This is a genomic window from Sphaerotilus sp. (genome assembly GCF_041083715.1).
GTDB lineage: Bacteria > Pseudomonadota > Gammaproteobacteria > Burkholderiales > Burkholderiaceae_C > Sphaerotilus.
Genome location: NZ_JBFPGY010000416.1, coordinates 1 through 15,129, shown reverse-complemented (window position 1 = coordinate 15,129; position 15,129 = coordinate 1). Strand labels below are relative to the sequence as shown.

Annotated in this window: 16 protein-coding genes; 13 read left to right on the top strand and 3 right to left on the bottom strand. The window is 68.1% G+C overall.

Annotated features, from left to right (window positions below):
- The 4 genes from AB3X43_RS19470 to AB3X43_RS19455 form a co-directional block, all read left to right on the top strand.
- A partial coding sequence (locus AB3X43_RS19470; protein ID WP_369431536.1) for a hypothetical protein occupies positions 1-1,069 on the top strand: 1,069 nt, incomplete at its 5' end.
- Between the two features lie 195 nt (positions 1,070-1,264).
- Positions 1,265-1,588: a flagellar transcriptional regulator FlhD gene (gene flhD / locus AB3X43_RS19465; protein ID WP_338415700.1), complete on the top strand. Its 324-nt coding sequence runs from the start codon at positions 1,265-1,267 to the stop codon at positions 1,586-1,588.
- A gap of 58 nt (positions 1,589-1,646) precedes the next feature.
- Entirely contained in the window at positions 1,647-2,183 is a 537-nt protein-coding gene (gene flhC, locus AB3X43_RS19460) for a flagellar transcriptional regulator FlhC (protein ID WP_369431534.1), read from the top strand.
- A gap of 91 nt (positions 2,184-2,274) precedes the next feature.
- Positions 2,275-3,042 (top strand): methyltransferase domain-containing protein, encoded by a 768-nt coding sequence (locus AB3X43_RS19455; RefSeq protein WP_369431532.1) that lies wholly within the window; start codon positions 2,275-2,277, stop codon positions 3,040-3,042.
- A 9-nt stretch (positions 3,043-3,051) separates the two neighbouring features.
- Here the strand turns inward: AB3X43_RS19455 and AB3X43_RS19450 are convergent, their stop codons facing one another.
- Positions 3,052-5,340 (bottom strand): hypothetical protein, encoded by a 2,289-nt coding sequence (locus tag AB3X43_RS19450; RefSeq protein WP_369431530.1) that lies wholly within the window; start codon positions 5,338-5,340, stop codon positions 3,052-3,054.
- A gap of 186 nt (positions 5,341-5,526) precedes the next feature.
- On the opposite strand from AB3X43_RS19450, the gene AB3X43_RS19445 reads away from it, so the two are divergent.
- From AB3X43_RS19445 to AB3X43_RS19410, 8 genes are all read left to right on the top strand, one after another.
- Entirely contained in the window at positions 5,527-6,981 is a 1,455-nt protein-coding gene (locus AB3X43_RS19445; protein ID WP_369431529.1) for a CDP-glycerol glycerophosphotransferase family protein, read from the top strand.
- Between the two features lie 19 nt (positions 6,982-7,000).
- Positions 7,001-7,480: an FAD synthase family protein gene (locus AB3X43_RS19440; RefSeq protein ID WP_369431528.1), complete on the top strand. Its 480-nt coding sequence runs from the start codon at positions 7,001-7,003 to the stop codon at positions 7,478-7,480.
- Positions 7,481-7,489: 9 nt separating this feature from the next.
- The gene (locus tag AB3X43_RS19435; RefSeq protein WP_369431527.1) at positions 7,490-8,359 is read left to right on the top strand and encodes a class I SAM-dependent methyltransferase; all 870 of its coding nucleotides are present in this window, start codon (positions 7,490-7,492) and stop codon (positions 8,357-8,359) included.
- An 82-nt stretch (positions 8,360-8,441) separates the two neighbouring features.
- Positions 8,442-9,299, top strand: a complete 858-nt coding sequence (gene motA / locus AB3X43_RS19430; protein WP_369431526.1) for a flagellar motor stator protein MotA — start codon at positions 8,442-8,444, stop codon at positions 9,297-9,299.
- A gap of 15 nt (positions 9,300-9,314) precedes the next feature.
- Complete coding sequence (gene motB / locus AB3X43_RS19425) at positions 9,315-10,256, top strand: flagellar motor protein MotB (RefSeq protein ID WP_369431525.1); 942 nt, start codon at positions 9,315-9,317, stop codon at positions 10,254-10,256.
- A gap of 36 nt (positions 10,257-10,292) precedes the next feature.
- Positions 10,293-10,691: a chemotaxis response regulator CheY gene (gene cheY / locus AB3X43_RS19420; protein WP_369431524.1), complete on the top strand. Its 399-nt coding sequence runs from the start codon at positions 10,293-10,295 to the stop codon at positions 10,689-10,691.
- 14 nt (positions 10,692-10,705) lie between these two features.
- Positions 10,706-11,320, top strand: a complete 615-nt coding sequence (locus AB3X43_RS19415) for a protein phosphatase CheZ (RefSeq protein WP_369431523.1) — start codon at positions 10,706-10,708, stop codon at positions 11,318-11,320.
- Between the two features lie 97 nt (positions 11,321-11,417).
- On the top strand, positions 11,418-11,552 hold the full coding sequence (locus tag AB3X43_RS19410) for an acyl-CoA-binding protein (RefSeq protein WP_473965154.1): 135 nt from the start codon (positions 11,418-11,420) through the stop codon (positions 11,550-11,552).
- Positions 11,553-11,567: 15 nt separating this feature from the next.
- On the opposite strand, the gene AB3X43_RS19405 is transcribed toward AB3X43_RS19410, so the two are convergent.
- Both AB3X43_RS19405 and AB3X43_RS19400 read right to left on the bottom strand, forming a co-directional pair.
- Positions 11,568-12,656, bottom strand: a complete 1,089-nt coding sequence (locus AB3X43_RS19405) for an aminopeptidase (RefSeq protein ID WP_369431522.1) — start codon at positions 12,654-12,656, stop codon at positions 11,568-11,570.
- Positions 12,653-14,740: a molybdopterin-containing oxidoreductase family protein gene (locus tag AB3X43_RS19400; protein ID WP_369431521.1), complete on the bottom strand. Its 2,088-nt coding sequence runs from the start codon at positions 14,738-14,740 to the stop codon at positions 12,653-12,655. The genes AB3X43_RS19405 and AB3X43_RS19400 overlap by 4 nt, the downstream gene beginning before the upstream one ends.
- Positions 14,741-14,826: 86 nt before the next feature.
- On the opposite strand from AB3X43_RS19400, the gene AB3X43_RS19395 reads away from it, so the two are divergent.
- Positions 14,827-15,129 (top strand): cupin domain-containing protein (locus AB3X43_RS19395; protein WP_369431520.1); only part of this gene is annotated, 303 nt, incomplete at its 3' end.

Genomic DNA, 15,129 nt, shown 5'->3' with positions numbered 1-15,129 from the left:
CGGCGAGCTGTATCTGAGCCACCTGCGCCGTTCGACGACAGGCCCGGCAGAGGCCACGACCGTGTTCTGTCCGGGTGATCCGCTGGAGGTGTGTCCGGACTTCTTCGCACTGCTCGAAGCCTCGGCGCTGTGGGGCGAGGTCCAGCCCTTGTCCCAAGCCCGCACCGAAGGCGAGTTCGCGCGCGATCCGCGGGACTGGGTGGCGGATCTGCCGATCGCTCCGGTCCGGTTCGACCTGTGCAGCTGGGCGCCCCTGGGTGGTTTCGACAAGGTGGTGTACCGGACCCAGCACCGCTACCGCCAGACACACCGGCTGACCGACGACGACCATCCAGCCGTGCACTTCTTCGAAGCCTGTGGTCTGGGGAGATTCGCACGGACCGTGGGCCAACATGATCTGGGCCTGCGCGACAGCGGGCTGCTGTTCGCGGTGCGGCAGTCGCGCATCAACGACTGGCTCGCAGCCGATGGTCCTGCCTTGGCACAGGCGGGCGACTGGCTGCGCCAGGATCCGGTGCATGTCCGCATCTGGGACCAGTTCTGGCTGCACCTGTTCGGCATGCCCTTCACGCGCATGGACACGCTGTCATGTCCGGATCCCGCGCTGGACATCGGGAACGACGAGGATGCGCTGCTGGAGGATTTCTCTCTCAGCCGCGCACTGGCCACCATCGATGACACGCTCGCGCGCCTCGCCCCCCCACCGCTGGCGCATCGCGACCACCGGCCATCGGCGCTGCAGGTGGCACGGGCCATCGCAGCCACCCAGGCGCGGCCTGCCCCTGCGCGTTCTGCCGAATCACGGCGGGATCTGGCAGATCTGTCGGAGCGGGCCGCCCAGGCCTTTCGCATGGGCGATCTGCAGTACGCGGTGTCCTGTGCGCAACTGGCACTGAAACAGGACGCAAATCACACGGCCAGCCGATTCACGCTGGCCATGGCGCTGTCGGCACAGGGCAGCCGCGAGGCCGCGCTGGAGCAATTCGAGCTGCTGCTGAACGTCGAGGCCCCCGCCGCCCGCCGCATCCCTGTGCCAGACCGCACGACTGCGCCGACCCGACCGCAGTGAACCGTGCAAACGTGCCATTCGAGGATGACACGCTGTAGGAATTTGCCTGACACGCTACAAGAGTTTCGGGGACTCAAGGCACGGAAGAGGGCTGATGTTCCCGCCCAGTTCATGTCATCAGAATCGACTCCATCGACAACGCCTCGCCGACCTCCACCAGGCAGCGAAGCCCACCCAGACCGACAGGAACTCGACATGAACACCGAACAGATCCTCTCCGAAATCCGCGAAGCCAATCTGTCCTACATGATGCTGGCGCAGAGCCTGATCCGTGCCGACCGCGAGCAGGCGCTGTTCCGCCTGGGTGTGTCGGAAGAGACCGCGGCCATCCTGGAGATGCTGTCGCCGGCCCAGATGCTGAAGATCGCCGCCGGCAACACCCTGCTGTGCCGCATGCGTGTCGACGACGATCTGGTGTGGAGCCTGCTGACCAACCACGGCAAGAGCGCGGCCAACGACGGCGTGTCCCGCCTGCATGCCAGCATCCTGATGGCCGGTCGCCATCAAGAAGCCGCCTGAGCCGCACCAGGCGCCAGGCGCAGATCCAGAACACGACGACACACCGGGGAAGACCACCATGAAGTGCAAGAGCATCCTGACCGAAGCCAAGCAGATCGAACGCGCGGTCACGCTGATCAAGCTGGGCGCCCGCCTGCAGGTGCTGGAGTCGGAGACCGACCTGTCCTACGAGCGCCTGCTGCGCCTGTACAAGGAAGTCGCCGGCAAGTCGCCGAGCAAGGGCCAGCTGCCCTTCTCCACCGACTGGTTCATGACGTGGCAGCCCAACATCCACGCGTCGCTGTTCCTCAATACCCATGAATACCTGAACAAGGTGGCCGAACTCGAAGAGATCGACACCGTGATCAAGGCGTATCAGCTCTATCTGGAGCAGACCCAGGCCCAGAACCTGGAGCCGCTGCTCTCCGTCACCCGCGCCTGGCGCCTGGTGAAGTTCGTCGACAACGGCATGCTGACGATGACGAAATGCTCCAAGTGCGGCGGTCACTTCGTCACCCACCCGCACGAGATCGCCAAGCACTTCATCTGTGGCCTGTGCAACCCACCGGCCCGGGCCGGCAAGGGCAAGGCCAGCGGCTCGCTGCAACTGCACTGATTTTTCCCCCTACACCACTCCCGGTGTTTTGACACGGACCCACGGCGCGATGCCCGGGTCCGTTTTTTTATTCTGCTCAAGGAGACCGAACGTGGACGTCACGCTGGACGAACCTTCCACCGGCATCGCGGCACTGCGGGCCACCCACGCGACACAGTCGCCCTGCAAGTGCTGCGGCGCCAATGCCCGACTGTCGGGATTCGTGGACTTCGATCGGGACTGCTTCGGCTACAACGCCCAGCGCGGCCAGATCCGCGGGCTGCCCATCGCGTATTACCGCTGCGCGGAATGTGAATTTGCGTTCACGGAGGCCTTCGACGGGTGGAGTCCGGCCCAATACCAGGCCCACATCTACAACGACGAATACACCCTGTTCGATCCGAACTTCGCGACCGAACGCCCCCAGAACACCTGCAGGCTCGTCCAGCAGCTGATCCACGACCGCTCGGTGCGCATCCTGGACTACGGCAGTGGCAACGGACACACCGCGCGTCTGCTGCGTGAAGCGGGCTACGCCCACGTCACCGAATACGATCCGTTTCACGGCGACCCGGTGAAACCGGCCCAGGGCGGGTTCGATCTCGTCATCTGCATCGAGGTCGCCGAGCATGTGCCGGACCCGCTGCGGCTGTTCGCGGAGCTGAATTCCTACAGCGCCGACCACGGCATCCTCATGCTGTCCACCAAGGACATGGCCGAGGTCCAGGGAAACTGGGTGAACGACTGGTATGTGGCGCCGCGCAATGGACACATCTCGTTCTACTCCAGCCGGACGCTGACCCTGCTCGGCAACAGCCTGAACCGCAGCTACCGCAAGCTCGACAGCTTTCGGCATCTGCTGATGCCCAAGGGTGCCTGACGCACCGGCTCAGACCCGCACGGTGCCGCAGCAGGTCGATTCGGCGATGAACAGTCGACCGTTGCGCCACACGATCTCCACCTTGAGGGCTGGCGCAGCGTCGAGTTGCGCCCAGAAGCTCTCCAGCTGGCTCCGGGCCACAGCGACCATGCCTGGTGGATCCCCGGGCAATGCACGCAGTGCCGCCAGACGCCCGGCGGCCTGCTCGATGAAGTCGGGGATGCCCTGCTGCGCGATGCGCCGCACCAGCCCGGCATGGTGCGGGTCGGCGAACTTCTCGATGATGAACTGCCCGTTCCGGCAAACGCGCAGGGACTCGATCAGGCAGCTCAGGGCTTCGCGGTCGGCCATGTCGCTCCCGATGGCCAGATAGAGCGTGGCCGGCGGTCCATCCTCGCCGGACGGCACCTCGAACCGCGCACCGGCGGCCACGGCCCAGAGCCGCTGCCGCTCGTTCGGACGACAGGTGGCCCACAGGTCCAGATCCATCTGCGCGTTGAAGACCACCGCACGGAACCCGAAGCGCGCCGCCAGCTTCAGCGCGCCGTGGCCGCCCATGCTCCCGAAGTAGCAGGTGACGCGTTCTGGCGCAAACGCCGTCAACACCCTCGCCTGCACCAGCGCGTCGATCTCTTCGAGCACCTGCTCGCTGTACCAGTTGAATTCCGGGTTGTTGACGAACAGCAGGTGGTGGCCCGGCAGCGCCTGCTGCAGACCACGGACCTGCGCGTAGCCGTGCCGGCTTTCCAGACAGGACAGCACGATGAGCAGTTCGCCATTGCCCGCCCCCGGCGCAGGCGCCACCCACAGGTGTTCGCGGCCCGGCCCGGGCGCAAGCCACGGCAGCCAGTGCTGCAGCGGCTCGCTGGCCAGGCGCCGCTGCGCTTCGTCGGCGTGGTCCGGATCGGCGGCCAGTTTCCGCCAGAGTGACTCTGCGCGGCGCAGGTCGCGGCGCCGGTCCGTGGCCCCCGCTTCCAGCGCCCCGTCGAGCAGCGCACGGGCCAGCATCGCGGTGGCCAGCGTGCGCAGCGGCCCTGCAGCCCCCCCCGCCAGACGCTCCCACTGCAGCCATTCGGCACTCCCTGCGGCACCGGACGAACCGGCCTCCAGCCACGAACACAGCTCACTGGCGTCGGCCGTCTCGTCGACAGCCAGGATCTTCAGCACAGCGGCCAGCCAGGCGCGGGCCTGCGCATCCCCATGGACAGCACGCGCCTCGGCCAACATGCGCACGCCACTGGCCGCGTCACCATGGTCCAACGCCTGCAGGGCCAGTGCACGGCACAACGCAGCGACCGCGGGTGGCGCCAGCGTGCCGCTGTCCAGCAGTGCCCGCACCGCCGGCGCTGGCAGGCTCCCACGTTCGGCCAGATCGTGGCAACCATCCAGCGCGCCCAGGATGCGCCAGGCCTGCCCATCCGGCAACGGTTCGGCACTCGCCTCGCCGAGCGCGGCATGCAAGGCCGCCATCCGGCCTCTGGCGGAGTCGCGGTGCAGGCAGACCAGCAGGCGTGCACGCCAGGCCGGATCCGGCAGCCGCCACGGCTGCAGCCAACCGGACTGCAGCGGCTCGCTCAACTCCAGCGATGCCTCGCCTTCCAGCCAGCAGCGGAACCACCGTGGCGACACCGCGGCCGATCCACCGCCCTGCACGCACTTCACCAGCGTTTCAGCCGCCAGTGGTGCATTGCCGATCCGCACCGCCAGCTCGAAGATGCGCGCCATGCCCTGGTCCCGCGGGGCCACGCCCGCCTCCAGCGTCACCAGGATCTGCTGCAGCAACGCATCGGCATCCTGTGGGGACAGGGCCAGCGTGTCGGCATCCAGCCGTGCCCGCACGGCCAGCCACTGCGCAGCAGGTCGTGCCGCAGGGCCGACCTGCCCGTGCGACGCCAGCAGCGCCAGCACATAGTCCGGCGCCAGCGGCCAGTGCAGCGTGCGGGTGAGGTGCAGTTCGGCCAGCGCCAGCCACGTGGACGGTGCCTCCCAGGCCCCGTCCATGAGCCGACACCACGGCGCCAGCCGCCCGTCGAGCCACCGGGTGGCCTCGTCGCGGGTGCGTGCATCCACGCAGGACCAGAGTTCCCACAGATGCCGGTGCAGGGACAGCCGGTCCTCGGCGTCGACATGGGCGGCCACCAGCGGCAAGCGCTGGCGCAACTGCACGGCGTGGTCGTGGTTGCCGGTCGGCAGTCCCGCGAGCCAGTCCCGGACGGACTGTCGGTTCGGATACGACCGGGTGGTGGCGCGGGCCAGTGCGCGGGCGGGCGGGCGGTGTGCGGTGGTGACCAGAGACATGGCAGGAATCTAGGCCCGGGCCACGCCGACCAGCGGGCCGAATTGCGGGCGGACCCTGCACCAGTTGCGGCGCCGCCCTCGATCAGCGGTAGAGGAAACTGCCACGGCAGCGCGACCTTTTTCAGCTGTTGATGGCCGGCAGGCGGTGCCTACATTCAAGGCCTACCCACCAGCCCGGCCAGCCCCATGCACGAGCAACTCCAACAACCCGACGTCGTGACCCCCGAGCGACTGGTGCACCCGGGCCGTGACACGCTGACGATGCCGCATCTGCTGTCCCGGATCGAGGCCACCGAGGCACTGGGAGACCAGATCAGCCAGGCGATCGACCAGCTGGTCGATGCCGTCCTGGGTCTGCAGCAGCCGACCGCCCCCGCAGCCGACACGGGCCCCGGCACCGAGGCCCTGGCCACGCTGGAACGCCGGATGCAGACCCTGGAGCAGCAGGCCCACCTGAGCCAGGCCTGCCACGAACTGACACGCACCTCGCAATTCCACCCGAAGGAACGCAGCGTCGTCTTCGTCGGCACCACGTACTTCGGCTGCAACGTCAAGTACGCCTGGCTGGCCTTCCGCGAGCGGGCACGCCAGGAGGGCATCACGGCCTGGTTCCTGCCGCAGACGGCACAGCAGGAGCAGGCCGTCACCTCGCTCGGCGAAGCCTGCTTCCCACTGCACCACAACGACTGGAGCACGTCCCATGTGCATGCGGCGCTGTCGGCGGCGGTGGTCGTGACCTGCGACCACCTGCTCAACCCGAATCCCTACGCCGCCGCACTGCTGGCCGGTGCGCGCCATGTGCAGCTCTGGCATGGCGTGTCGATCAAGGAAATCGGCCTGCGCAACCTCGTGCCACTGCGCCAGATGTCCGCACGCTTCGCACGCGTGCTGTCCACCTGCGGCCCCTACACACGGCTGGTCGGCACCTCGGCCGGACAGGAGCCGGAATGGCGCCGCTGGTTCGGCTTCGAACGCTATGCGCCGATCGGCTACCCGCGCAACGACGTGCTGCTGCGCACGCCCGATGCGGCCGATCTGCTGAACGTCGACATGGACATCTACCAGCTCGCCAAGAAGACCCGCGCAGCAGGCAAACGGGTGGTCCTGTATGCGCCGACCTTCCGGGACGCCCGACAAGGCACCTGGCTGCTCGAAGCCGGTCTGGAACAGCTCGCCCAGGCGCTGGCACGCCGCGGTGATCTGCTGATCGTCAACGTGCACCCGGTCGAAGCGCCGCTGATCCCGCAACTGGCCGTCGCGATGCCAACGGCCCGCTTCGTCACGCCGCGCACCGACCTCTATCCGGTGATGCGCGAGACCTCCCTGCTGGTCACCGACTACTCCTCGGTGATGTTCGACTACCTGCTGCTGGACCGGCCGATCGTGCTGTTCCGGCCGGACCACCAGGACTACGTGACCCGTTCGCGCCAGCTCTTCGACGCCAAGCTCGACGAACACCCCGGCCCGATGGCCACCAGCGTGCAAACGCTGCTCGACGTGCTGCGCCAGCCCGACGCACAGGGCCGCACCTACGCACCGACACGGGCGGCCATGCGCCAGCGCCTGTTCGACCACACGGATGCCCAGGCCGGCGAACGGTTCAGCCAGCTCCTGCTGGAAGAACTGGCAGCAGCTCTGTAACCACCCTCGGGAGCCTCCCATGACCAGTGTCCTGTTCCTGAGCGGTCCGGCGCGCCTGCGGCAGCCGGCCCGGCTCCATTCCATCGCGATCACCTACGGCACCTACGACCTGTTCCACATCGGACACGTCCGGCTGTTCGAGCGGATCAAGCAGCGCTACGACCGGCTGGTCGTGGCCGTGTCCACCGACGAGTTCAACGCGGTCAAGGGCAAGCGCTCGGTCGTGCCGTTCGCGGACCGGGTGGCCATGATCCAGGCCTGCCGCCATGTCGACGAGGTCATCGCCGAGACGGACTGGGCCCAGAAGACCCGCGACATCGAAGCCTACGGCGCTGATGCGCTGGTGATGGGCAGCGACTGGACCGGGCACTTCGACGAGTTCCGGGCGCTGTGCGACGTGGTGTACCTGCCACGCACCGAACATGTGTCCAGCACGGAGCTGAAGACCGACATCGTCGCCCGCGCCTTGACACCCACCACGATGGCGCACCCCGCCTGAGAGCCGACCATGCCCGCCTCCCTGCGCCGTCCGCCGACGCTCCGCCCGCCGCCCGCCATCGCGCGCACCCGCCCCGCCACGGGATCCGTCACGGGCCGCAGACTGCCCTGGCCGCTGCCCGCGCTGCTGTGCTGGGCGCTGGCATGGGGCCACTGGCTGGGCATGCAGTCACTGGACGTCGGAGTCGGCGTCTCCTTCGCCGGGGCGGTCCTGGTCGGCAGCGCGCTGGCACTGCTGGCCGCTTCGCGCTGGCGCCGACTGATGATCGCCGCGGGCTTCCCGCTGTCGTTCGCGCTCAGCGGACTGGCCAGCGGCTGGTCGGCGGTCTGGTGGCTGCTGCCACTGGTCCTGCTGGCGGTGGCCTATCCAGTGCGGGCATGGTCCGATGCCCCCCTGTTCCCGACAGGCGCCACGGCGCTCGACGGACTCGACGAGCTGATCGAGCTGCCCGCGCAGGCCCGCGTGCTGGACGCCGGCTGCGGCCTGGGTCACGGTCTGCAGGCCCTGCGCCGGGTCTGGCCGCAGGCCCGGCTGGAAGGCATCGAGTGGAGCCGGCCCTGGCGGCTGATCGCCGCGCTGCGCTGTCCCTGGGCACGCATCCGGCAGGGTGACATGTGGGCGCAATCGTGGGCCGAGCACGACCTGGTCTACCTCTTCCAGCGCCCGGAAAGCATGCCCCGCGCCGTCGAGAAGGCCCGGCGCGAAATGCGCCCGGGGACGTGGCTCGTCAGCCTGGAATTCGAGGCACTGGGCCTGCGACCGCACGCACGCCTGCAGCACCCGGACCAGCGCCCGGTGTGGATCTACGCGATCCGTGACGCCCGTCCCGGGACCGGCCACGGCCCGCACGACGGCGACTCAAGTGTCGAGTCCTCCTGACCGATATGCAAATCACGGTGCCGGTCGCGGGTCTCCCCGCCGCTGCAGCACCCCATGAAGTCATCTGAGGAAAAGGTCTCGCATGTTCGTCATCATCGGATGGGCGGTCGCCATCGGCTGCATCTTCGGCGTCTACGCCGCACACGGGGGCAACATGGGCGTGATCATCCACGCCCTGCCCTTCGAGATGCTCACGATCTTCGGCGGCGCGCTTGGCGCCTTCGTGGTCAACAACCAGATGAAGGTGCTCAAGGCGGCGGGCAAGGGCCTGGCAGGCTGCTTCAAGGCCTCCAAGCACTCCAAGGCCCGCGCGATGGAGCTGCTGGCCATGCTGTTCGAGATCCTGCAGAAGACCCGCAAGGAAGGTCTGATGTCGATCGAGAAGGACATCGAGGATCCGCACGCCTCGGCGCTGTTCCAGAAGTTCCCCGTCGTCGGCAATGACCACCACGTCACCGAGTTCGTCTGCGACTACCTGCGCATGATGGTGTCGGGCAACCTGAATGCCCACGAGATCGAGTCCCTGATGGACACCGAACTCGAGACCCACCACAACGAGGCGCACGGCGCCTCGGCCGCCATCGCGCGGCTGGCCGGCGCCCTGCCCGCCTTCGGCATCGTGGCCGCGGTGCTGGGCGTGGTGAACACCATGGGCTCGGTGGGCCAGCCGCCAGCCGTGCTGGGCGGGATGATCGGCTCGGCGCTGGTCGGCACCTTCCTGGGCATCCTGCTGGCGTACGGCTTCGCGGAACCGCTGGCCGGCCTGATGGAGCAGAAGATCGACGAGGACGGCAAGGAATTGCAGTGCGTCAAGACCGTGCTGCTGGCCAGCATGCAGGGCTATGCGCCGCAGATCGCCATCGAATTCGGCCGCAAGGTGCTGTATTCGACCGAGCGCCCGACCTTCACCGAGCTGGAACAGCACGTCAAGAAGAAGTGATCACAGGAGACTCCCATGGCCGGTGACGCCAAGAAACTGCAGCCCATCATCATCAAGAAGGTCAAGAAGGGCGGCCATGGTGTGCATGGCGGCGCCTGGAAGATCGCCTACGCCGACTTCGTGACGGCGATGATGGCCTTCTTCCTGCTGATGTGGCTGCTCGGCTCCACGACCGACGGCGACAAGAAGGGTCTGCAGGACTACTTCCAGTCGCCCCTGAAGGTCGCGCTGATGGGTGGCGGCTCCGGCTCCGGCGACTCGTCATCCGTCATCAAGGGGGGCGGCCAGGACATCAACCGCACAGCCGGCCAGGTCAAGCGGGGCGACATCGAGGCCGAGCGCAAGACCTACCAGCTCCAGGCCCTCAAGGCCAACCAGGCACAGGCCGAGAAACAGCGCCTCGAAGGCCTGCGCGACCGCGTCAAGGAGGTCGTCTCCGCCTCGCCGCAGCTCGCTGCATTCAAATCGCAGATCCGGCTGGACATGACCCGCGACGGGCTGCGCATCCAGATCGTCGACGAGCAGAACCGGCCCATGTTCGACAGCGGTCTGGACGTGGTGAAGCCCTACATGCGCGACATCCTGCGCGCCATCGGCAGCGTGCTCACCGAAGTGCCCAACAAGCTCACGCTCGAAGGCCACACCGACGCCCTGGCCTTCTCCGGCGGCTCAGGCGGCTACAGCAACTGGGAGCTGTCGAGCGACCGCGCCAACGCCTCGCGGCGGGAGCTGATCGCCGGGGGGCTCAAGGACGACCGCGTGCTGCGGGTCCAGGGACTCTCGGCCAGCGTCCCCTTCGACAAGCGCGACCCCAAGAACCCCGTCAACCGCCGCATCAGCATCATCGTGATGACGCGCGAAGCCGAAGAGCGGTTCTTCGAAAGCGATGACGCCACGTCCGTCAACGCCATGCCCGCCGATGACCTCGCCTCAAGTCCACCGGCCGCCGGCCGATAACCCTGTCTACGGCCCATTCATGCTGAAGGATTCGTAATGCCCGCCTGCCCCGATCTCCGCTTTCTCGTCGTCGACGATTTCTCCACCATGCGCCGCATCGTGCGCGGGCTGCTCAAGGAAATGGGCTGCCTGCACATCGAGGAGGCCGAGGACGGCGTCAACGCCCTCCAGGTGCTGCGCGCCGGTCGCATCGACTTTGTCGTCAGCGACATCAACATGCCCAACATGGATGGCTTCGAGCTGCTCAACCAGATCAAGCAGGATCCGGCGCTGTGCCACATCCCCGTGCTGATGGTGACAGCCGAAGCGCGCAAGGAAGACATTGTCCGGGCCGCACAGACCGGGGCGGCCGGCTACATCGTCAAGCCGTTCACCAAGGCCACGCTGGAAGAAAAGGTCACCAAGATCATCCAGAAGATGCCCGTGACAGCCTAACCGTGGAGACCACCATGACTGACCAGCAAAATCACTATGCCTCGCCTGAGGTGATCCGGCAGATTGGTGAAATCACGCGCAAGCTGCACGACTCCGTCGCACAAATGGGCCTGATGGGCGATCTGCAGGCAGCGACGCAGGCGCTGCCTGACGCGCGCAGCCGGCTGAACTACATCGCGAAAAAGACCTCCGATGCGGCAGACAAGGTCCTGAACTCGGTCGATGCAGCCAAGCTGGAGCAGCAGAGCATCAGCGATGCGTCCCGGGACATGCGGCAAGAACTGGCCAGCAGTGCCCTTCCGAACCCGGCCACACAAGAGAGACTGCATGCCCTGATCGCCCAGGTGCAGGGCTCGACCAACCGCATCGACGACCACCTGACCAACATCATGGTGGCCCAGGACTTCCATGACCTGACCGGTCAGATCGTGAGCAAGGTCGTCCGGCTCACGGGCGATCTGGAGCAGAACCTGGTCCAGCTGCTGCTGCAGGTCGCGCCGGGATACAAGTCGATCGCCCTGGTCAACGAAGATGACCTCCACGGACCGGTGGTGAATCCCGAGAACCGGACGGACGTGGTGTCCGATCAGAACGAAGTCGACGATCTGCTCGCCCGCATGGGTTTCTGAGCACACGGACCACACGCCCCATCGGGGCGCCAAGAACAGGGCAATGATGCAGCGGCACTACACTGCGCCGCACCGTCACTGCCCTTTTCCACTGGCCATGTCCGATCTCCACGCCGCCTTTGTCCAGGCCGTCGCCGACTCGAAGCTGCTGCCCGAGCGCCCCGACAACAGGACACTGCTGCAGATCTACGCGCTCTACAACGACATCCAGCGCATCGCAGCGCTGAAGTGAGCCCCAGGGGCTGCTTCAAGGCTGCGCCAGCGCCGCGTCGCGTTCGACCTTGGTCAAGGCGGCCAGCCGGTACACCTCGGCATGGAAGCGCGGCCAGTCCTGCCCCACCCGCTCGAACAGCCGCTCGAATGCCGGCACCTGCGCGTTGTAGGCCGCCAGCACCCCCAGCCGCGCATTGTTGACGCTGTCGAACCAAGCATCGTACGCACGGTCTCCGCCCCAGGACCCATCCCGCCACCGCAGGTACTCGGTGTGCAGCCCGGCCAGCAGCCGCGCCTTCTCGCGGCGCTTCTCCTCGTCCGGTGCAGCGCTGCGGTAGAGCGCATCCAGCCGGTCGCGGGCACGCATCGTCATCGCGCGAAACTCGGCACGGCGCCGGTCGAGCGCATCGGTCGCGGTGATCTGGGCCTCGCGGCCACCCTGTGCCAGCCACTGCCGGCTGCCGATGCGCTCCACCGCCGTCGCGTAGGACTCGTTGAACGTCGTGTCCCCGTCCGCATAGGCCACCTGGTGCGCCAGCTCGTGGAAGACCAGCCGCACCAGATCGATCTCCGCGCCACGCAGGAAGGTGTTGAGCAGCGGGTCGGCGAAGACGCTGCCCGGCAGCCTGCCCAGCGTCGAGTAGGCCGGCACGCCATAGACGCTCGCCTCCCAGCCCTGTGCCCGCAGCGCGGCGGCCAGCTGTTCGGCCTCGGCCTTGTCGAAGTAGCCGCGGTAGCCGACGCAGCCCAGTACCGGGAAGCACCAGGTCTTGAGCTGGAGCGACAGCTCGGGCGCCGCCACCACGTTCCACACGGCGGCCGGTCGTCCGAGATCGGCGTAACGGCGGTAGCTCGCGTTGTCCGGCAGCGCCAGCACGCGGCTGGCGTAGTCGCGCAGTGCGCGGCTCAGTTCAAGCCGCTGGCGGATGTCGTCCGGCGTGGCGGGATCGGCCAGCACCTCGTCCACCGGCCGCGCCGCGCCCAGCATCCGCAGATGGCCTGCCACCGATTGCCACAGATACCCAGGCCGCCATGCCGAATCGACATCATCGGCGGCCGTCGTCGTCGCACACGCGGACAGCGCCGTGGCGAGCAGGAGTGCCAGCGTGCGGGCCGCCCTCACCCGGCCACTCCCGGCGCGGCTTCCACCTCGACCAGCACATCGTAGAAACACGGCGCCGCGCCGATGTCGGTGAGCCGCTGGTGCGTGACCTCGTTGACGTTGGTGCCACGCACGCCGAGCTTGCGCCACCAGATGCCGAGGCCGTTGACGACGCCGGGGCGGGCGCGGGTGCTGACGCGGGCGGTGCAGTGGTAGCTGCCACGGTCGTTGAAGACACGCACGGGCGTGCGGTCGGTCAGGCTGCGGGCGGCGGCGTCGTCGGGGTGGATCTCGACGATCGGCTCGGCCTCGATGTCGCGCAGGCTCTTCACGTTCACGAAGGTCGAGTTCAGGAAGTTGCGGGCCGGCGGGGAGATCATCGCCAGCGGGTAGCGCGCCGCCAGCGCGGGCGACGAGGCCGCCGATTCGTAGGGCGGCACATGGTCCGGCAACCCCAGCCCCGGCACGTCGATCTGCACCCGCCCGTCCGGCGTGGGAAAACCGCCCTCGGCGAACGGTGCATCCGCAATCGGCAGGCTCATCCAGCCGGGCGAGGCTTTCAGCGCCTCGTAGGTCACGGCGCCGCGCAAGGCCTGCTCGGCCAGCGCCTCGTCGCTGTCGCGGAAACACGGCTCGCCGAAGCCCATCGCCGCCGCGAGCCGCCGGAAGATCTCCGTGTTCGGCAGCGCCTGGCCGAGTGGTTGGACAGCCGGCTCGTTGAGCAGCACGTCGGTGTGGCCGTAGCTGGTGTGGAGGTCCAGGTGTTCGAGCTGCGTCGTCGCGGGCAGCACGTAGTCGGCGTGGTCGGCGGTGTCGGTCAGGAAGTGTTCGAGGACGACGGTGAACAGGTCTTCACGGGCAAATCCCTGCACCACCTTGGCCGACTCGGGGGCGACCGCGACCGGGTTGCTGTTGTAGACGACGAGTGCCTCGATCTTCGGGCCGAAGCCGGGTGACACCTCCGCCTCACGCAGCAGGTCATCGCCGATGGTGCTCATGTTGAGGGTGCGCGGCGTGCGGCCGGCGAGCAGGTCGGGGCGCTGGCGGGCGGCGTCGTCGCGGATGGCGCCGAACCAGCCCGAACTCGACAGCAGCAAGCCACCCGCCCGGTGCCGCCACGCGCCCGTCAGGCACGGCAGCAGCGCGATCAGCCGCACGGCGTTGCCGCCGCCGCGCACGCGCTGCATGCCGTAGTTCAGCCGGATCGCGGCCGGCTGCGTCGTGCCCAGGTCGCGGGCGAATGCGCGGATCTGCTCGACCGGCAGGCCGCAGACCTCGGCGGCGCGCTCCGGCGGCCATTGCAGGGCGCGTTCACGCAGCGCGGGCCAGCCCTCGGCCTGCACATGCGCGTCGATGTACGCCTGGTCGAGCCAGCCATGCACGACCAGTTCGTGCATCAGCGCCAGCGCCAGCGCACCATCGGTGCCGGGCCGCAGCGCGAGATGAACCTGGCACTTGTCGGCCGTCTCGGTGCGGCGTGGGTCGATGCAGACGAGCTTGGCGCCGTTGCGCTTGGCGGCTTGCGCGAAGGTCCAGAAATGCAGATTCGAAGCGATCGAGTGGCTGCCCCAGATGACGATCAACCGGCTCTCGGCGAAGTGGCGGACGTGCATCCCGACCTTGCCGCCGTAGGTCGCCGCCAGTGCGTCGCCGCCGGCCGAGGCGCAGATCGTGCGGTTCAGCAGCGACGCGCCGAGGCGGTGGAAGAACCGTGCCGCCATGCTCTCGCCCTGCAGCAGGCCCATCGTGCCGGCGTAGCTGTAGGGGAGGATCGCCTCGGGATCGCGGGCGGCGATCGGCTTGAGCCGGGCGGCAATGTCGGCCAGCGCCTCGTCCCAGGTCACGGGAACAAACTGCCCGGCGCCCTTCGGCCCGACGCGCTTCAGCGGGGTCAGCACACGCTCGGGGTGGTAGGTCCGCTCGGCGTAGCGCGAGACCTTGGTGCAGAGCGCGCCGTGGGTCGTCACATGCTCGGCGCGGCCCTGCACGCGCACGACGCGCTCGGTGGTGGTGTCCACGCTGACCTGCATCGCGCAGGTGTCGGGGCAGTCGTGCGGACAGGCGGCGCGCACGATGCGGAGGGCGGATTCGGCGGGGGCGTTCATGCCGTCATGATGGCATGGTCTCCGGGGCTGGCGTACGCTGCAGGCGCGTGGTCACCGGCCATGCAGCCACCCGAGGAGACCGACGCATGGCACCCCAGACCTTCGACACATTCGACCGATTCGAGGCAGACGCCCGCACCCGGGGCTTCGACGCCGTGCTGGTGCGCGAGTGGGCGCCCGGCACCGACACCGGCCTGCACACGCATCCGTTCGCGGTGCAGGCCCAGGTGGTGCGGGGCGAGTTCTGGCTGGACATGGGCGAGACCACCCGGCACCTGCAGGCGGGGGACACCTTCGCGCTGGACGCCGAAGTGCCCCACACCGAACGCTATGGTCCGGAGGGCGCCACCTTCTGGGTGGCACGCCGCCACCCACCGACCCTGCAGGCA